General features: G+C 67.5%; 14 protein-coding genes and 1 pseudogene. 8 read left to right on the top strand and 7 right to left on the bottom strand.

Going from position 1 to position 18,894, the window contains the following annotated elements; genetic code table 11:
* Window positions 1-4: 4 nt before the first annotated feature.
* Window positions 5-811, bottom strand: a complete 807-nt coding sequence (gene map / locus E8D38_RS12455; protein ID WP_140630430.1) for a type I methionyl aminopeptidase — start codon at window positions 809-811, stop codon at window positions 5-7.
* A 93-nt stretch (window positions 812-904) separates the two neighbouring features.
* Here map and purL point away from each other — a divergent pair, with 93 nt between their 5' ends.
* A complete protein-coding gene (gene purL / locus E8D38_RS12450; RefSeq protein WP_140630427.1) occupies window positions 905-4,894 on the top strand; it encodes a phosphoribosylformylglycinamidine synthase in 3,990 nt (1,329 codons plus the stop codon).
* 51 nt (window positions 4,895-4,945) lie between these two features.
* On the opposite strand, the gene E8D38_RS12445 is transcribed toward purL, so the two are convergent.
* Window positions 4,946-6,913, bottom strand: coding sequence for a peptidase U32 family protein (locus E8D38_RS12445; protein ID WP_140630425.1), 1,968 nt, complete (start codon window positions 6,911-6,913; stop codon window positions 4,946-4,948).
* Between the two features lie 124 nt (window positions 6,914-7,037).
* Here E8D38_RS12445 and E8D38_RS12440 point away from each other — a divergent pair, with 124 nt between their 5' ends.
* Window positions 7,038-7,691 carry an acetyltransferase domain-containing protein gene (locus E8D38_RS12440; protein ID WP_246099461.1) on the top strand — a complete coding sequence of 218 codons (654 nt, stop codon included), beginning with the start codon at window positions 7,038-7,040 and terminating at the stop codon, window positions 7,689-7,691.
* 87 nt (window positions 7,692-7,778) lie between these two features.
* Here E8D38_RS12440 and E8D38_RS12435 read toward each other — a convergent pair whose 3' ends face one another.
* From E8D38_RS12435 to E8D38_RS12420, 5 genes and pseudogenes are all read right to left on the bottom strand, one after another.
* Window positions 7,779-8,603, bottom strand: coding sequence for a peptidylprolyl isomerase (locus tag E8D38_RS12435; protein ID WP_140630419.1), 825 nt, complete (start codon window positions 8,601-8,603; stop codon window positions 7,779-7,781).
* A 65-nt stretch (window positions 8,604-8,668) separates the two neighbouring features.
* On the bottom strand, window positions 8,669-8,917 hold the full coding sequence (locus E8D38_RS28960; protein ID WP_425462768.1) for a BolA family protein: 249 nt from the start codon (window positions 8,915-8,917) through the stop codon (window positions 8,669-8,671).
* Between the two features lie 78 nt (window positions 8,918-8,995).
* Window positions 8,996-9,619 (bottom strand): annotated as a pseudogene (locus E8D38_RS28955) (septation protein A); the annotation flags it as partial.
* 95 nt (window positions 9,620-9,714) lie between these two features.
* Window positions 9,715-10,134, bottom strand: coding sequence for a peptide-methionine (R)-S-oxide reductase MsrB (gene msrB / locus E8D38_RS12425; RefSeq protein WP_140630417.1), 420 nt, complete (start codon window positions 10,132-10,134; stop codon window positions 9,715-9,717).
* Window positions 10,131-11,657, bottom strand: a complete 1,527-nt coding sequence (locus E8D38_RS12420) for a protein adenylyltransferase SelO (protein WP_425462767.1) — start codon at window positions 11,655-11,657, stop codon at window positions 10,131-10,133. The genes msrB and E8D38_RS12420 overlap by 4 nt, the downstream gene beginning before the upstream one ends.
* 140 nt (window positions 11,658-11,797) lie before the next feature.
* On the opposite strand from E8D38_RS12420, the gene E8D38_RS12415 reads away from it, so the two are divergent.
* The 6 genes from E8D38_RS12415 to E8D38_RS12390 all read left to right on the top strand — a co-directional run bounded on the left by E8D38_RS12415 (window position 11,798) and on the right by E8D38_RS12390 (window position 18,845).
* Window positions 11,798-13,432 carry a 3-(methylthio)propionyl-CoA ligase gene (locus tag E8D38_RS12415; protein ID WP_140630409.1) on the top strand — a complete coding sequence of 545 codons (1,635 nt, stop codon included), beginning with the start codon at window positions 11,798-11,800 and terminating at the stop codon, window positions 13,430-13,432.
* Window positions 13,433-13,629: 197 nt separating this feature from the next.
* Window positions 13,630-14,871 carry a branched-chain amino acid ABC transporter substrate-binding protein gene (locus tag E8D38_RS12410; RefSeq protein ID WP_140630531.1) on the top strand — a complete coding sequence of 414 codons (1,242 nt, stop codon included), beginning with the start codon at window positions 13,630-13,632 and terminating at the stop codon, window positions 14,869-14,871.
* A gap of 147 nt (window positions 14,872-15,018) precedes the next feature.
* Window positions 15,019-15,993: a branched-chain amino acid ABC transporter permease gene (locus E8D38_RS12405; protein WP_246099458.1), complete on the top strand. Its 975-nt coding sequence runs from the start codon at window positions 15,019-15,021 to the stop codon at window positions 15,991-15,993.
* 1 nt (window position 15,994) lies between these two features.
* Entirely contained in the window at window positions 15,995-17,350 is a 1,356-nt protein-coding gene (locus tag E8D38_RS12400; protein WP_425462766.1) for a branched-chain amino acid ABC transporter permease, read from the top strand.
* Entirely contained in the window at window positions 17,347-18,135 is a 789-nt protein-coding gene (locus tag E8D38_RS12395) for an ABC transporter ATP-binding protein (RefSeq protein ID WP_140630392.1), read from the top strand. Before E8D38_RS12400 ends, E8D38_RS12395 begins: the two co-directional genes overlap by 4 nt.
* Window positions 18,135-18,845: an ABC transporter ATP-binding protein gene (locus E8D38_RS12390; RefSeq protein ID WP_140630387.1), complete on the top strand. Its 711-nt coding sequence runs from the start codon at window positions 18,135-18,137 to the stop codon at window positions 18,843-18,845. Before E8D38_RS12395 ends, E8D38_RS12390 begins: the two co-directional genes overlap by 1 nt.
* Window positions 18,846-18,894 lie beyond the last annotated feature (49 nt).

The following is an 18,894-nucleotide window of genomic DNA, read 5'->3' as shown; positions in this document are numbered from 1 at the left end:
GGCGTCAACCCTTGGTCGCGAAATCGGGCGGCGGCGGGCTGCCGGCCGAGAGGGTGAGCACCTCGTAGCCGGTTTCGGTGACGAGCACGGTGTGCTCCCATTGGGCCGACAGGGAGCGGTCTTTCGTGACGATGGTCCAGCCGTCGCCGGTTTCCTTGATCTCGCGGCGGCCCGCATTGACCATCGGCTCGATGGTGAAGGTCATGCCCGGTACCAGCTCCTCCAGCGTCCCCGGGCGGCCGTAGTGCAGCACCTGCGGCTCTTCATGGAACTTCTGGCCGATGCCGTGGCCGCAGAACTCGCGCACCACCGAGAACCCCTGGTTCTCGGTGAAGGTCTGGATGGTGTGGCCGATGTCGCCCAGGCGGATGCCGGGCTTCACCTTCACGATGCCCTTCCACATGGCCTCGTAGGTCAGCGCGCACAGCCGCTTGGCCGCGATGGAGCCTTCGCCCACGATGAACATGCGGCTGGTGTCGCCGTGCCAGCCGTTCTTGATGACGGTGACGTCGATGTTGACGATGTCGCCGTTCTTCAGCGGCCGGTCGTTCGGGATGCCGTGGCAGACCTGGTGGTTGATCGACGTGCAGATCGACTTGGGGTAGGGCGTGTAGCCCGGCGGCGCGTAGTTCAGCGGCGCGGGAATGGCCTGCTGCTCGTTGACGATGTAGTCGTGCGCCAGCTTGTCGAGCTGCTCGGTCGAGACGCCGGGCTTGACGTGGGGCGTGAGGTAGTCGAGCACCTCGGAGGCCAGCCGTCCGGCCAGCCGCATGCCGTCGATCTCGGCGCCGGTCTTGATGGTGATGGTCATGGGGCGAAATTATGGCGCAGCGGCCCTAAAATCGCGGGTTCTCCGGGATTGCTCCCGTCGCCGTCCCCAGCACCACCCCACACGAGCCCGCCCGTGACTTCCAGCACCTCCCAGATTCTTTCTTTCGAGGGCGGCAATGCCCTGTCTGCCTTCCGCGCCCAGGCCCTGCTGCCGAAGGTGCAGGCGGTGGCTCCCCGCGTCACCGCGGTGCATGCCCGTTTCGTGCACTGGGTCTGGCTGGACCGGGCGCTCGAAGGCGGCGAGGCCGACAAGCTGGCCGCGCTGCTCGCCTACGGCGACCCGTATGCCGGCCCGGCCGATGGCGAACTGGTGGTCGTGACACCCCGCTTCGGCACCGTGTCGCCCTGGGCTTCGAAGGCCACCGACATCGCGCACAACTGCGGCCTGGCGATCCACCGGGTCGAACGTGTGACGGAATACCGGCTTTCGCTCAAGGGCGGCCTGCTGAGCGGCAGCAAGCCGCTGTCGGCCGAGGAGCGTGAAGCGGTTGCCGCGCTGCTGCACGACCGCATGACCGAAAGCGCCGCCTTCGAGCGGCAGGCCGCCGCCCACCTGTTCGACGAACAGCCCGGCAAGCCGATGGAGCATGTCGACGTGCTGGGCGAGGGCCGCGCGGCGCTCGAGTCGGCCAACAAGGCATTCGGCCTGGCGCTCAGCGACGACGAGATCGACTACCTCGTCACCGCCTTCCGGAACCTGAAGCGCAATCCCAGTGACGTCGAGCTGATGATGTTCGCGCAGGCCAACAGCGAGCACTGCCGCCACAAGATCTTCAACGCGAAGTTCACCATCGACGGCCAGGCGCAGGAGCTGTCGATGTTCGGGATGATCCGCAACACCGAGAAGCTGTCGCCGCAGTATTCGGTGGTGGCCTACAGCGACAACGCCGCGGTCATGCAGGGCGGCCCGGTCGAGCGCTGGCTGCCGCTGGGCTACACGAATGCGCCGCAGTACGCCGCGCGCCACGAGACCGCGCACGTGCTCATGAAGGTGGAAACGCACAACCACCCGACCGCCATCTCGCCGCACCCGGGCGCCTCCACCGGCGCGGGCGGCGAGATCCGCGACGAAGGCGCCACCGGCCGCGGCGCGCGGCCCAAGGCCGGGCTCACCGGCTTCTCGGTGAGCAACCTGCAGCTGCCGGGCACCAGCGAGCCGTGGGAACAGGTGCGCTACGGCAAGCCGGAGCACATCGCCAGCGCGCTGCAGATCATGACCGAGGGCCCGCTGGGCGGCGCCGCCTTCAACAATGAATTCGGCCGGCCCAACCTGGGCGGCTACTTCCGCGTCTTCGAGCAGACGGTGGCCGGCGTGCGCCGCGGCTACCACAAGCCGATCATGATCGCCGGCGGGCTGGGCACCATCAGCGACGGGCAGACGCACAAGCTGCCGTTCGGCGCCGGCACGCTGCTCATCCAGCTCGGCGGCCCCGGCATGCGCATCGGCATGGGCGGCGGCGCCGCCAGCTCCATGGCCGCCGGCACCAACACCGCGGCACTCGACTTCGACTCGGTGCAGCGCGGCAACCCTGAGATCCAGCGCCGTGCGCAGGAGGTCATCAACCACTGCTGGGCGCTGGGCGACAAGAACCCCATCCTGGCCATCCATGACGTGGGCGCCGGCGGCATCAGCAACGCCTTCCCCGAGCTGGTGGACGGCGCGGAAAAGGGCGCCACCTTCGACCTGCGCAAGGTGCCCCTCGAGGAAAGCGGCCTGGCACCGAAGGAGATCTGGTGCAACGAAAGCCAGGAGCGCTACGTGCTGGCGGTGGCCCCTGAAAGCCTGCCGATCTTCACCGCGATGGCCGAGCGCGAGCGCTGTCCGTTCGCCGTCATCGGCACGGCCACCGACGACAAGGAGCTGATCCTCGAGGACGGCCCGGGCGGCGAGCGCGCCATCGACATGCCGATGGAGGTGCTGCTGGGCAAGCCGCCCAAGATGCACCGCGACGTGAAGCGGGTGGCCCGCGAGGAACGGCCGCTCGACCTCACCGGCGTGAAGCTGGAGCAGGTGGCCTTCGACGTGCTGCGCCACCCGACGGTCGCCTCCAAGCGCTTCCTCGTCACCATCGGCGACCGCACCGTCGGCGGCCTCAACCACCGTGACCAGATGGTGGGCCCCTGGCAGGTGCCGGTGGCCGACTGCGCCGTCACCCTGGCCGACTATGCGGGCTTCCGCGGCGAGGCCATGAGCATGGGCGAGCGCACCCCGCTGGCATCGCTGGACGCGCCGGCCTCGGGCCGCATGGCGGTGGCCGAGGCCATCACCAACCTGCTGGCGGCACCGATCGAGCTGCCCCGGGTGAAGCTCAGCTGCAACTGGATGGCCGCCTGCGGCGAGCCGGGCGAGGACGCCGCGCTGTACGACACCGTCAAGGCGGTCGGCATGGACCTGTGCCCCGCGCTGGGCATCGGCGTGCCGGTGGGCAAGGACTCGTTGTCGATGCGCACCCGCTGGGCAGAGGGCAGCCAGACGAAGCAGGTCACCGCCCCGGTCTCGCTCATCGTCTCTGCCTTCGCCACGCTGGACGACGTGCGGGGCACGCTCACGCCGCAGCTGCAGCCCGGCGACACCACCCTGATCGCCATCGACCTCGGCAACGGCCGCAACCGCATGGGCGGCTCGATGCTGGCGCAGGTGCTCAACCAGTTCGGCAACGGCGTGCCCGACCTGGACGACCCGGCGCAGCTGAAAGCCCTGGTGGGTGCCGTCAACAGGCTGCGCGCCGAAGGCCGGCTCCTGGCCTACCACGACCGCAGCGACGGCGGCCTGTGGGCGGCCGTGGCCGAGATGGCCTTTGCCGGCCACCTGGGCGTGAGCCTGAACGTCGACATGCTGGTGACCGAAAGCGCCGGCATCGAAGACAGCCGCGCGGAATACGGCGACTCCAAGAACTGGGCGCAGCAGGTGGGCGAGCGCCGCGCCGAACTCACGCTCAAGGCCTTGTTCAACGAGGAGCTGGGCGCGGTGATCCAGGTGCGCACCGGCGAGCGCGATGCGGTGATGGCCACGCTGCGTGAGTTCGGCCTGTCGAAGCACAGCCATGTGATCGGCAAGCCCAACGACCGCGGCGTTCTCGAAGTGTGGCGCGATACGAAGCAGGTCTTCGCCGCTGCGCTGGAGCAGCTGCACAAGACCTGGGACGAGGTGAGCTGGCGCATTGCCCACCAGCGCGACAACCCGGCCTGCGCCGATGCCGAGCATGCGGCGGCCGGCAAGGCCGACGACCCCGGTCTGCACCTGCACCTGACGTTCGACGCCTCCGAGGACGTGGCCGCGCCGTTCGTGGCCACCGGCGCCCGCCCGAAGCTCGCCGTGCTGCGGGAGCAGGGCGTCAATTCGCACGTCGAGATGAGCTATGCCATGCACCAGGCCGGCTTCGACACCTTCGACGTGCACATGAGCGACCTGCAGAGCGGCCGCGCCCGGCTCGACATGTTCAAGGGCTTCATCGCCTGCGGCGGTTTCAGCTATGGCGACACGCTGGGCGCCGGCGAGGGCTGGGCCCGCTCGGTGATGTTCAACCCGACCCTGGCCGAGCAGTTCGCGGCCTTCTTCGGCCGCAACGACACCTTCGCGCTGGGTGTGTGCAACGGCTGCCAGATGATGGCCGCGCTGTCGCCCATCATCCCCGGCGCGCAGGACTGGCCGAAGTTCACCCGCAACAAGAGCGAGCAGTTCGAAGCCCGCCTGTCGCTGGTGGAGGTGCTCGAAAGCCCCTCGATCTTCTTCACCGGCATGGCCGGCAGCCGGCTCCCCATCGCGGTGGCCCACGGCGAAGGTTTTGCCGACTTCTCGCAGCGCGGCGACGCGGCGAAGGTGTTTCGCGCGATGCGTTTCGTCGACAACACCGGTGCGCCGACCGAGGCCTACCCGTTCAACCCCAACGGCAGCCCCGACGGCCTCACCTCGGTGACCACGGCCGACGGCCGCTTCACGGTGCTGATGCCGCACCCGGAACGCGTGTTCCGCAATGTGCTCATGAGCTGGACGAGCGGTGACAAGGGCCAGCACAGCCCGTGGATGCGCATGTTCCGCAATGCGCGCAGGTGGATTGAATAGGCTCGACCCCGCAGCGCCTGCGGCGCTCCCCTCGAAGGGGGCGCCGGCGGATCAGTGCGGCGCCACCGGCCGCGTCTTGTAGAACTTCATCGGCACCGCGGCCGCACGGTCGATCACGTTGCGCTTGATCTTGCCGACCACGTGCATCTCGCACGGCTTGCAGTCGAAGCGCAGCGTCAGCTTCTCGCCGTTGTTCTCGATCACCAGCGGCTCGGCGCGCACCGTGCCCTGCACGCCGGTGACGCCCTTGGCCTGCTTGGGGCACAGGCTGAGCGAATAGCGCACGCAGTGCTTGGTGATCATGAGGCTCACCTCCCCCGGCTCCTCATGGCTTTCGTAGGCGGACTCGATCACCTTGACGCCGTGCTTCGCATAGAAGTCGCGCGCCTTGTGGTTGTAGACGTTGGCCAGGTAGCTCAGCGTGTCGTCGGGGTAGGGCGCAGGCGGCTCGGCCGGCCGCGCACGCGGCGGGCGTTGCCAGGCGGCGTCGCGGGCCTGCTCCAGCGACTCGACCGCATCGCGCCGCAGGCCGTTCACCACGCCGGCCGGGATGAACCACGGCGCCGACAGGTGCAGTTCGATCTCGCGCGCCTCGAGGCAGGTGTTGCCCAGCTTGGCCAGGTGCTCGCGCAGCGTGGCGTCTGCCTTGCCGGTGTTCTGTGCGGGCTCCTTTGCATGCTCCACGCTCGCGGTGCCGCGATGGCCATCCTCGTCGGTGAGGGTGAGGCTGAAGCCGGCGGGCGTTTCGTCCAGGCGCATCGACACGCCGATGCGGCGCTCGGCCGACTTCCGGCCCAGCAGGCGGTCCCAGGCCATGTCGCGGTTGCGTGACAGCTCGGTGTCGCGCCGCAGGTCCTTCAGCTGCGCCACCGGCTCGTTCGGGAACACCCGCCACAGCCGGCCGTCGGCGCCCAGCGGCTGGGCCGTGTTGACCTGCACGCCCACCAGCTCCTTCTGCAGGTCGTAGTAGGTCAGGCCGTCGCCATTGTTCAGCGCGTCGGCGCCCGCGGCCAGCTCGACCTCGAAATGGTCCTTGGCGACCCGGGTGACGTGGCCCAGCGGCAGGCCCGCATGCTTGGGCGTGTCGAAGGCGCCGATGTCGTCCTTGCGGCCGTTGACGAAGTAGTCGGTCGAGCCTCGGTTGAAGTTGCGGTCCGGGTCGGGCGTGAAGAAGAAGCGGGTGCGCCCGGACGAGGCCCGGTGCAGGTCGGTGCGCGCCTCCAGCACGCCGTCGAGCAGCTGGCGGTAATGGGCGGTGATGTTCTTCACATAGCCCATGTCCTTGTAGCGGCCCTCGATCTTGAAGCTGCGCACGCCGGCATCGACCAGTGCACGCACGTTGGCGCTCTGGTCGTTGTCCTTCATCGACAGCACGTGCTTCTCGTGCGCCACGATGCGGCCCTGGCCGTCGGTCACGGTGTAGGGCAGGCGGCAGGCCTGCGAGCAGTCGCCGCGGTTGGCGCTGCGGCCGGTCTGCGCATGGCTCACATAGCACTGGCCGCTGTAGGCCACGCACAGGGCGCCGTGCACGAAGAACTCGATGGTGGCGTCGGTGGCCTCGGCAATGGCCTGGATCTGCGCCAGCGTCAGCTCGCGCGCCAGCACGATCTGCGAGAAGCCGGCCTGGCCGAGGAAGCGTGCCTTCTCGAGGGTGCGGATGTCGCACTGCGTGCTGGCATGCAGCTGGATCGGCGGGATGTCGAGCTCCAGCAGCGCCATGTCCTGCACGATGAGGGCATCCACCCCGATGTCGTACATCTGGCGGACCAGGCGGCGGGCCGCCTCGAGCTCGTCGTCGCGCAGGATGGTGTTGAGGGTGACGAAGATGCGGCTGCCGTAGCGGTGCGCATGCTTCACCAGCCGCTCGATGTCGGCCACCTCGTTGCTCGCGTTGTGGCGGGCGCCGAAGGTGGGGCCGCCGATGTAGACGGCGTCGGCGCCGTGGTTGACGGCTTCGATGCCGATGTCGGCGTCGCGGGCGGGAGCGAGCAGTTCGAGCTCAGGACGGGGTGTGCGCATGGAGCCGGCAATTTTAGGTCGCCGCAGCGCATGCGCTATCGTGCCGGCCGTGAACGAAACCACTGCTCCGATTGCTTCCCGCTACGACCGCCTCGATGCCCTGCGCGGCGTCGCCATCGTCTGGATGGCGGTCTTCCATTTCTGCTTCGACCTCGCCCACTTCCGGCTCATCGAGCAGAACTTCTACCGCGACCCCTTCTGGACCACGCAGCGCACCGTCATCGTGTCGCTGTTCCTGTTCTGCGCGGGCTTCGGCCAGGCCATCGCGGTGACACAGGGGCAGACCTGGCGGCGCTTCTGGCGCCGCTGGGCACAGGTGGCCGGCTGCGCGGTGCTGGTGAGCATCGGCTCCTACCTGATGTTCCCGCGCAGCTACATCTATTTCGGGGTGCTGCATGGCATCGCGGTCATGCTCGTCGTGACGCGCTTCACCGCCCGCATGGGCCCGTGGCTGTGGCCGCTCGGGCTGCTGGCGGTGCTGCTGCCGCGCCTCGTGCAGCACAGCTTCTTCGACACCCGCTGGACCAGCTGGGTCGGGCTGGTGACGCGCAAGCCGGTCACCGAAGACTACGTGCCGCTGCTGCCCTGGCTGGGCGTGATGTGGTGGGGGCTGGCGGCGGGGCTGTGGGTGCTGCGAAACCGGCCGCACTGGGTGGGCGGCATTCTCCCCGGCGCCTTCAGGCCGCTGGCGCTGCTGGGCCGCTGGAGCCTGAGCTTCTACATGCTGCACCAGCCGGTGCTGATCGGCCTGCTGATGCTGTGGATGCAGCTCCGCTAGGAGAACCCTGCGTGGCAATGACAAAGGGCGCCACGGGCGCCCTTTGTCGTGTGCCGGCGAACCGGTCGTTCGGCTTGTTCAGGTCGTTCAGTTGAACTTGTAGTCGGTCTTGGCCTTGGACTTCAGCTCGTCGCGGAAGGTGGCCAGCTTCTGCTGGGTGAGGCGCTGCTCGATCTGCGGCTTCACTTCCTCGATGGGAGGGAAGGGCGTGTCGCGCACGTCTTCGAGCTTGATGATGTGGTAGCCGAACTGGCTCTTCACCGGCGTTTCGGTCATCTCGCCCTTCTGCAGCTTGGTCATCGCCTGCGAGAACTCGGGCACGTAGCTGCCGGGCGCGGCCCAGTCGAGGTCGCCGCCGTTCTGCGCGGAGCCGGGATCCTTGCTGCTCTTCTTGGCCAGGTCCTCGAACTTGGCGCCGCCCTTGATCTGCTTGACCAGGGCCACGGCGTCTTCTTCCTTCTCGACCAGGATGTGGCGGGCGCGGTATTCCTTGTCGCCGGCCTGGGCCTTGTACTTGTCGTATTCGGCCTTGACCTCGGCGTCGCTGACTTTGTTCTTCTTCTGGAAGTCGTTGAACAGCTCGCGGATCAGGATGCTCTGGCGGGCCAGCTCCAGCTGGGCCTTGTAGTCGTCGCTGCCCTGCAGGCCGCGGCGTTGCGCCTCCTGCATGAAGATCTCGCGCAGCACGACTTCGTCCTTGACCTGCTTCTCGAGCTCCGGCGTCACCTGGGCGGGCTGGCCCTGGGCCGCCTGCTGGCGCGTCACCTGCATCATCAGCATGTCCACCCGCGCCTTCGGAACCGGCTTGCCGTTGACGGTGGCCACGTTCTGGGCCGATGCGGCCATGGGCAGGGCGAGTGCTGCGGACAGCGCCGCAGCGCCGAGGCCTGCAGCAAAGGAAAGCTTCTTCATCGAGGAACGTGCCTTTCTAGCAAGGGAGGGTGAGGGGGGCGTGCAGAGGGAGCGGCCGCAGCGGCTCAGGATTGGTGCACGGGGAGTCGTTCGGGTGTGTCCGCCTGGATGGCCAGGGCATGGATGCCCTGGGGGATCAGCTCGTGCAGGGCATCATAAACGAGCCGATGGCGCGCCACGCGGTTCAGGCCGGTGAAGCGCTCGCTGACGATGCGCACGGTGAAATGGCGCCCTTCGCGGGCCCCCGCATGGCCGGCATGCAGGTGGCTGTCGTCCTGCACCTCCAGGGCCTGCGGCGCGAGCGCGCTGCGCAGGGCCGACTCGATGTCCTGCGCAGTGACGCCCCGCTTTTCGGCGGGCGGGGGCGCCGGCGCGGCGCCGTCTTCGGCCGCCGGCGCTTCTTCATCCTTCAGGTGGCGGCTCATGTAGACGCCCTGTCCCAGCATGAACAGCAGCATCAGCCCGGTGGCGCCGAAGACCTTGAAGGTGGCCCAGGTCGAGGTGGAGTAGTTGTAGGCGACGTACAGGTTCAGGAAGCCCATCGCGGTGAAGAACACGATCCACGCGATGTTCAGCCGGTGCCACACCGCCTCGGGCAGCGGCAGCTGGTTGCCGATGAGCGCCTGCAGCAGGTTCTTGCGGAAGAACACCTGGCCCGCCAGCAGGGCGCCGCCCATCACCCAGTACAGGACGCTCGGCTTCCACTTGATGAAGGTCTCGTTGTGGAACCAGATGGTGGCCCCGCCCAGCACGGTGACGAGCCCGAGGCTGACCCACAGCATGGTGTCCACCTTCTGGCGGCGCAGCTTGAGGTAGACGACCTGCAGCAGGGTGGCGGCAATGACCACCAGCGTGGCCAGCAGCACCGGTGCCTCCTTGGCGCCGACGACGCCCCCCGACACCATGAAACCGAAATGGTCCGTGGCAAAGGCGGCGGCGTCTTCGGGGCGGCCATCGGCGAACTTGAAGGCCGCGAAGAACAGGATGATGGGGAGGAAATCGAGAAAGATCTTCATGCAATGAGGCGGCTCGGGCAGGGCACCTGCCGCCACCGCGCATCATGCTGCGCCTTGGGTGGCGGCACCGGGCCCCGCACGCCTTTTACTGGCCGTTACTTCGGGGTGGCGTCGAAGTCTATCGCGGCCGAATTGATGCAGAAGCGCTCACCGGTGGGCTCGGGGCCGTCGGGGAACACGTGGCCCAGGTGGGCGCCGCAGTTGTTGCACCGCACCTCGACCCGCACCATGCCGTGGCTGCGGTCGACCACCCGTTCGATCACCTCGCTCTGCAGCGGCTCGAAATAGCTCGGCCATCCACAGCCGGCGTCGAACTTGGTTTCCGAGGCGAACAGCGGGGTGCCGCAGCATACGCAGTTGTAGACGCCGTCCTTCCAGTGGTCCCAGTACTTGCCGGTGAAGGCACGCTCGGTGGCGGCGTGGCGGGTCACCTCGAACTGCACCGGGTCGAGCTGTGCACGCCATTCGGCTTCGGACTTGCTGACCTTGCGATCCTTGTTGTCAGGCTGGCTCATGATGAACAGGACACCTCGATGTGTTGCGCCCAGTCGGGCGGGAACCCGGCGTCGGCCGAGTGCTCAGGCTGTTCGTCGTACGGGCGCTCCAGAACTTTCAGCAGCCGCTGCACTTCGCTGAAATCGCCTTGTCCGGCCTGGCGGATCGCCACCTCGGCGAGGTGGTTGCGCAGCACGAACTTGGGGTTCACCCGCTTCATGCGTACGGCGCGTTCGGCGTCGAGGCTGTCTTCTGCCTGCAGGCGCGCCTGGTACCGGCCGGCCCAGGCATCGAAGCCGGCACGGTCGAGGAAGAGGTCGCGCACCGCGGCGTTATCGGCCCCGGCGGCGCTGCCGAAGTCGGCCAGCCGGCGGAAGGCGATCGTGAAATCGACGCGGTCGGCCGCCATCAGCTTCAGCAGTCCGTCGATCAGCTCCCGGTCGGCGGGCTGCTCGGTGGCGAGCCCGAGCTTGGCCCGCATGCGTGCCTCCAGCGCGGCGGGGAACTCGGTGCGATACGGCTCCAGCGCCTCGAGCAGCAGGTCGCTGGCTTCCTCGCCTTCGCCGACCAGGGGCAGCAGGGCCTGGGCCAGCGCATGCAGGTTCCACAGCGCCACGTTGGGTTGGCGGGCATAGGCGTAGCGGCCCTGGGTGTCCGAATGGTTGCAGATGAAGCCGGGATCGAACGCATCGAGAAAGCCGAACGGGCCGTAGTCGATGGTGAGCCCGAGGATGCTCATGTTGTCGGTGTTCATCACGCCGTGGGCAAACCCCACCGCCTGCCAGTCGGCCAGAAGGCGGGCGGTGCGGCGCGTCACCGCCTCCAGCAGCGCGACGTACGGCTGCGGCGCGTCCAGGCATTCCGGGTAGTGGTGCCGGATCACGAAGTCGGCCAGCTGGCGCAGCTCGGCGTGCTGGTCGTGGTGGCAGAAGTGCTCGAAGTGCCCGAAGCGAATGAAGCTGGGCGACAGCCGCGTCACCACAGCTGCCGTCTCGACGGTTTCGCGCCGCACCGGCAGCGCCGAGCCGCTGATGGCCAGCGCGCGCGTGGTCGGGATGCCCAGGTGGAACATGGCCTCGGAGCAGAGGAACTCGCGGATCGACGAGCGCAGCACCGCTCGGCCGTCGCCCATGCGCGAGTAGGGCGTGAGTCCGCTGCCCTTGAGCTGGATCTCCATCGGGCCGGAAGGCGTGTCCACCTCGCCCAGCAGGATGGCGCGGCCGTCGCCGAGCTGGCCGGCCCAGACCCCGAACTGGTGGCCGCTGTAGACGCTGGCCAGTGGCTGCATGCCGCGCCACGGCGTGCCGCCGCTGAAAGCTGCGAGCGACTGCTGGTGGCGCCACCAGTCGGCGGGCCAGCCCAGGGCGGCTGCGGCGCTGTCGCTGATGGCGACCCAGTGCGGGTCGGGCAGCGGGGTGGAGGGCAGGCGGGTGTGGAAACGCTCGCCGAGGCCGGCGAAGCGGTGGGTCCATCGCAGGCCGTCGATCGGGGCGTCTGGCGCTTGCGCGGAGCCGGCCGGTCCTGGAGGTTGCCCTTGGGGCAAGACACTGGTCATCCGGCCAAGTGTAGTCAGCGCGACAGTTTTTCAAGGGCGACTAGGGTATACCGCAAACCACTCGCAGCAGCGCCGTTTCATGATGCGCTGCATCGGTACGGAACCCGGTTCGAAAGGAGACAGACACCATGGCGCAGCTGATGGGCCAGATGATGCAGATGCCCCTCATGATCTCTTCGCTGATCACGCATGCCGCGAGGCATTTCGGCGACACCGAGATCGTGTCGAAGCGGGTCGAAGGCGACCTCCACCGCTACACCTGGGCCGACGCCGAGCTGCGCTCCCGCAAGGTGGCCCAGGCGCTGGCCCGGCTGGGCTGCCGGGCCGGCGACCGTGTCGCCACGCTGGGCTGGAACGGCTACCGCCACCTCGAGATCTACTACGGCACCTCGGGCTCGCAGCTGGTCTGCCACACCATCAACCCGCGCCTGTTCCCGGAGCAGATCGCCTGGATCGCCAACGATGCCGAGGACACGGTGCTGTGCTTCGAGCTGACCTTCCTGCCGCTGATAGAGAAGCTGGCCGACAGCATGAAGAGCGTCAGGCACTTCGTGCTGATGACCGACCGCGCCCACATGCCGGCGTCGACCGGCATTCCGAAGCTGCTGTGCTACGAGGAGCTCGTGGAGGCCGAGGACGGTCGCTTCGACTGGCCCGAGTTCGACGAGAACACCGCCTCCAGCATCTGCTACACGTCCGGCACGACCGGCAACCCGAAAGGGGCCGTGTACAGCCACCGCTCGACCATCCTGCATGCCTATGCGGCCGCGCTGCCCGACGCAATGTCGCTGTCGGCCCAGGACGTGGTGCTGCCGGTGGTGCCGATGTTCCACGTCAACGCCTGGGGGCTGCCTTACTCGGCCGCGCTCTCCGGCTGCAAGGTGGTGTTCCCCGGGCCGCACCTCGACGGCAAGTCGCTGTTCGAGCTGTTCGAAAGCGAGAAGGTCAGCTTCAGCGCCGGCGTGCCCACCGTGTGGCTCGGCCTGCTCACCTATGTGAAGCAGAACGAGCTGAAGTTCAGCACCTTCCGCCGCACGGTGATCGGCGGCTCGGCCTGTCCGCCCTCGATGATCCGCACGCTCGAAGACGACTATGGCGTCACCGTGATCCACGCCTGGGGCATGACCGAGCTGTCGCCGCTGGGCACGCTGTCGAAGCTCAAGGCCAAGCACTTCGACCTGCCCAAGGAGCAGCAGCGGCACATCCTCGAGAAGCAGGGCAAGGTGATCTACGGCATCGACATGAAGATCATCGACGACAACGATGCCGAGCTGCCCTGGGACGGCAAGGCCTCCGGCAACCTCGTGGTGCGCGGGCCCTGGGTCATCGACAGCTACTACAAGGGCCCGCGTTCGCCGCTGGTGAACGGCTGGTTCCCCACCGGCGACGTGGCCACCATCGATGCCGACGCCTTCATGCAGATCACCGACCGCAGCAAGGACGTCATCAAGTCCGGCGGCGAATGGATCAGCTCCATCGACCTGGAGAACATCGCCATGGCCCATCCGGCGGTGCACGAGGCTGCCGTCATCGCCTGCCGGCACCCGAAGTGGGACGAGCGGCCGCTGCTCGTCATCATCAGGAAGCCCGGCGCCGAGGTGGGCCGCGAGGAAATGCTGCAGTTCTATGAAGGCCGGATCGCCAAGTGGCAGATCCCCGACGACGTGGTGTTCGTGAACGAGATTCCGCACACGGCCACCGGCAAGATCCAGAAGCTCAAGCTGCGGGAGCTCTACAAGGACTACAAGCTTCCGACCTCATGAAGCAGCGCCTTTTCGTGCCGGGTGTCCTGTGGGCGACAAGGTCCGCTCGGGTCATCCCTGAAGCCGTGCGAACGGATTGCGAATAACCTTTTGGCCACCCTAGACAAGCAGGCATCAGCCGCGAAGGAGACAAAGCAATGAAGCTCAACCGCATCGCTCGTACCACGGCCGTTGCGTCGGCCATCCTCCTGTCGAGCATGCTGGCCGTGCAGGCCCAGCAGGCCAAGCCTGCGGCCAAGCCGGCGGCGGCTGCGCCGGCCGGCAAGCTCAACGAGACGGTGAAGATCGCCTGGATCGACGCGCTCACCGGCCTCACGGCGGCCACCGGCCAGAACCAGCTCAAGGGCTTCCAGTTCCTCGCCGAGCAGTTCAGCAAGAACAACCCCGCGGGCGTGAAGTTCGAGATCGTCTCCTTCGACAACAAGCTGAGCCCGCAAGAAACCGTGAGCGCGCTGCAGTCGGCCATCGACCAGGGCATCCGCTACGTGGCACAGGGCACCGGCACCGGCCCGGCCACCGCGATCATCGACTTCCTGAACAAGTACAACGAGCGCAACCCGGGCAAGGAGGTCGTCTTCCTGAACTACGCCGCGGTGGACCCGGACCTCACCAACAGCAAGTGCAGCTTCTGGCACTTCCGCCTCGATGCCGACACCTCCATGAAGATGGAGGCGCTGACCACCTTCATGAAGGACCAGCCCGACATCAAGAAGGTCTACCTGCTGAACCAGAACTACGCCCATGGCCACCAGGTGGCGCGCTATGCCAAGGACAACCTGTCGCGCAAGCGCCCTGACGTCCAGATCGTCGGCGAGGACCTGCATCCGCTGGCCCAGGTGCGCGACTTCGCGCCCTACATCGCCAAGATCAAGGCCTCGGGCGCCGACACGGTGGTCACCGGCAACTGGTCGTCCGACCTCACGCTGCTGGTCAAGGCCGCCAACGACGCCGGCCTGAACGCCAAGTTCTACACCTACTACGCTGCCGTCTCGGGCACGCCCACCGCCATGGGCGCCAACTCTGCGGGCCGCGTGTACCAGGTGGGCGTGATGCACAGCGCCATGACCGGCGAAGCGCGCAGGATCATGGACGAGTACAAGAAGCGCTTCAACGACGACTACTACACCGGCCAGATCTACCACGCCTACACGCTGCTGTCGGCGGCCATGGCCAAGGCCAAGAGCACCGACCCGCTCAAGGTGGCGTTCGCCCTCGAAGGCCTGCAGGCCAAGAGCCTCAACGGCGACGTCGAGATGCGCAAGACCGACCACCAGCTGCAGCAGACGCTCTACATCGCGGTGTGGCAGAAGGCCGGCAAGGCGCCCAACGACTACAGCGTCGAGAACACCGGCTTCAACTTCCAGCCGGTCAAGACCTTCGAACCGTACGTGTCGAGCACGCCCACCTCGTGCCAGATGAAGCGGCCCTCGGCTTCGTAACCCGCAGCCGACCCGCCGCCCGGGCCCGCCGGAGCACGCTCCGCCGGGCCCGCGGTTCATCAGAAGCCCTTCGCCGCACGGAATCCGCTCGTGGACCAGCTTTTCATCAACATCCTCAACGGCATCAGCTCCGGGCTCCTGCTGTTCATGCTCAGCTCGGGGCTCACGCTCATCTTCAGCATGATGGGCGTGCTCAACTTCGCGCACGCCAGCTTCTACATGGTGGGTGCCTACGTGGCCTATGCGATCGCCGGCGTGGTGGGCTTCTGGCCGGCGCTGCTGCTCGCGCCGCTGGCCGTGGGCGCGCTGGGCGCCCTGTTCGAGCGCACCGCGCTGCGGCGGGTGCACAAGTTCGGCCACGTGCCCGAACTGCTCATCACCTTCGGGCTGTCGTACGTGATCCTCGAGCTGGTGAAGCTGGTGTGGGGCCTGTCGCCGGTGCCGTTCTCGCCGCCGGCGGTGCTGCAGGGCCCTGCCTTCACCATCGTGCAGTCGTCGGTCGATGGTTTCGGCCTCGTGTGGGGCGCCGCGCCGGCCGAGCGCTGCGCGGCGGCTGCGGGGGCGGTGGTGCATTGCTCCACCTTCCCGGCGACGCGCTTCTTCATGATGGTGGTGGCGCTGGTGATGCTGGTGTCGCTGTGGCTGCTGCTCACCCGCACCCGCATCGGCCTCGTCATCCAGGCAGCGCTCACGCATCCTGAGATGGTCGAGGCGCTGGGGCACAACGTGCCGCGCGTGTTCATGCTGGTGTTCGGCAGCGGCTGTGCACTCGCCGGCCTGGCCGGCGTGGTGGGCGGCATGACCTTCGTGACCGAACCGTCGATGGCGGCCATCGTCGGCTCCATCATCTTCGTGGTGGTCGTGGTGGGCGGCATGGGCTCGCTGGCCGGGGCCTTCGTCGGCTCGCTGGTCATCGGCCTGCTGCAGACGCTGCCGCTCACGGTCGACGAGTCTCTCGCCACGCTCATCAACGCCCTCGGCGGCTCGGTGGGGCCGCAAACCTTCGGCTGGCCGTTGCTGCGCATCACGCTGCCCCAGGCCGCGCCCATCCTGCCGTACCTGCTGCTCGTGCTGATCCTGATCTTCCGGCCCAAGGGCCTGCTCGGCACGCGCGAGGGCTGACATGTCTTCCACACCCATGACAACGACACAAGGCGCCGGCACGCTGCCGGCCCGACAGGCCCGCTCCCGCGAAGCCTACTTCCACTTCAGGCCCTACAACGTGGGCCGCTGGGTGCTCTGGAGCCTCTTCGCGCTGCTGCTGGCCCTCGCGCCGCTGGTGTGGAAGTCGAGCTTCGGGCAGACCATGCTCACGCAGATCGGCATCGCCATCATTGCCTGCCTGGCCTACAACATCCTGCTGGGGCAGGGCGGCATGCTGAGCTTCGGCCATGCGGTGTACAGCGGGCTCGGGTCCTTCCTCGCCATCCACACGCTCAACATGGTGTCGGCCGGCAAGCTGGCGGTGCCGGTGAGCCTGGTGCCGCTGGTAGGCGGGCTGTCGGGGCTGTTCTTCGCCGCGCTGCTGGGCTACGTGACCACCAAGAAGGCCGGCACCACCTTCGCGATGATCACGCTGGGCATCGGCGAGCTGGTGTGGTCGATGTCGCTGATGATCCCCGAGTTCTTCGGCGGCGAAGGCGGCATCACCGGCAACCGGGTGGTGGGCCAGCCGGTCATGGGCATCAGCTTCGGGCCCCAGGTGCAGGTGTACTACCTGGTGGCGGTGTACTGCTTCGTCTGCACCGCCGCCATGTTCGCGCTCACCCGCACGCCGCTCGGGCGCATCCTCAATGCGGTGCGCGACAACCCCGAGCGGGTCGAGTTCATCGGCTACAGCACGCAGCACGTGCGCTACATCGCCTTCATGATCTCGGGCTTCTTCGCCGGCATCGCGGGCGGCCTGGGCGCGCTCAACTTCGAGATCGTGACCGCCGAGGTGGTGGGCGCCGCGCGCTCGGGTGCCTACCTGCTGTTCGTCTTCCTGGGCGGCGCCACCTTCTTCTTCGGGCCGATCATCGGCGCGGTGCTGATGGTGCTGGCGCTGGTGCTGCTGTCCGAGCTCACCAAGGCCTGGCTGCTCTACCTGGGACTGGTCTTCCTGTTCATGGTGGCCTATGCACCGGGCGGCATCGCCAGCCTGATCATGATGAACCTGCGCGTGGCCGCCTTCGGCAAGCTGCGCAGGCTGTGGACATCCTACCTCGCGCTCGGCGGCTGCGCCTTCGTGATGCTGGTCGGGGCGGCCGCGATGATCGAGATGGTCTACCACCTGCAGCTCAACATCGCCCTCGGGCCCGAGCTCACCTTCGCCGGCGTGACGCTCAATGCCCAGGGACTGGACAGCTGGTTCGGCGCGGCCTTCGTGTTCGTCACCGGCCTGGCGATGTTCGAGATCACGCGGCGCGAGTTCAAGCGCCAGTGGGACACCATCCAGGAAGAGATCGAAGCCGAGATCAAGCGGCGGGAAGCACTATGACCACAGCAACCTACGCCGTCGAGCTGATCGACGTTCGCAAGAGCTTCGGCAAGACGGAAATCATTCGCGGCGCCAACCTGCAGGTGAAGCCTGGCGAGCGGGTGGCCATCATCGGACCCAACGGCGCGGGCAAGTCCACGCTGTTCAACCTCATCAGCGGGCGCTTCGGCGCCAGCAGCGGCGAGATCAGGCTCCACGGCGAGCGCATCGACGGCCTCGCCCCCTATGAGATCAACCGCCGGGGCCTGAGCCGCAGCTTCCAGGTGAGCAACCTGTTCACCCGGCTGTCGGTGTTCGAGAACATCCGCTGCGCGGTGCTGTGGAGCATGAAGGCGCGCTACGCGTTCTGGCGCTTCCTGGCCGACCTGCGCGACGTGAACGACCGCACCGAACAGGTGCTGGAGATGATCAAGCTCGACAAGAAGCGCCACGTGCTGGCCATGAACCTCACCTATGCCGAGCAGCGCGCGCTCGAGATCGGCATCACCATCGCCGGCGGCGCCAGCGTGGTGCTGCTCGACGAGCCCACCGCCGGCATGAGCAAGAGCGAGACCAAGCGTTTCGTGCAGCTGATCCGCGAGGTCACCGAGGGCAAGACGCTGCTCACGGTGGAGCACGACATGGGCGTGGTGTTCGGCCTGGCCGACAAGATCGCGGTGCTGGTGTACGGCGAGGTGATCGCCTTCGACACGCCCGACAAGGTGCGGGCCAATCCGCGGGTTCAGGAGGCCTACCTCGGCTCGGTGCTGGCCGAGCAGCAGGCGCAAGCGGCAGGAGCGCATTGATGAGCGGACTGCATCTGGACAACCTGCATGCCTTCTACGGCAAGAGCCATGTGCTGCACGGCGTCACGCTCGACGTGAAGCCCGGCGAGATCGTGAGCCTGCTGGGCCGCAACGGCTCGGGCCGCTCCACCACCGTGAAGACCATCATGGGCCTGGTGGACGGGCAGGGCTCCATCAAGTGGAACGCCGACGAGATCCTGGGCAGGAAGGCCTACGAGATCGCGCACCTGGGCATCGGCTACGTGCCCGAGAACCGCGACATCTTTCCCGAGCTCACCGTGCACCAGAACCTGATGCTGGGCGAGAAGGGCGGCGGCAGGAAGAAGGGCAAGCCGCGCTGGAGCTTCGACGACATGTACGGGATGTTCCCGCGGCTCAAGGAGCGGCAGCACACCGAGGCCGGCGTGCTGTCGGGCGGCGAACAGCAGATGCTCACCCTGTGCCGCACGCTCATGGGCGACCCGGACCTCATCATGATCGACGAGCCGACCGAGGGACTCGCGCCCAAGATCGTGGAGCTGGTGGCGCAATACCTGAAGGAGCTCAAGCGCCGCGGTGTTTCGGTGCTGCTGGTGGAACAGAAGCTCACCATCGCGCTGGAAATCTCTGAGCGCTGCTACGTCATGGGCCATGGCCGCATCGTCTTCGAGGGCACGCCTGCCGACTTGCGGGCCAACGCCTATATTCGCAAGGAGTGGCTGGAGGTCTGAACCAGGGTGCAAAACCTCCGAAGCCGGCGTTCCTTGTCACTGATGAGAC

It is taken from the genome of Methylibium rhizosphaerae (assembly GCF_006386545.1).
In the GTDB taxonomy this organism is placed as follows: domain Bacteria; phylum Pseudomonadota; class Gammaproteobacteria; order Burkholderiales; family Burkholderiaceae_C; genus Pseudorivibacter; species Pseudorivibacter rhizosphaerae.
This window is presented reverse-complemented; position numbering and strand designations above follow the sequence as displayed.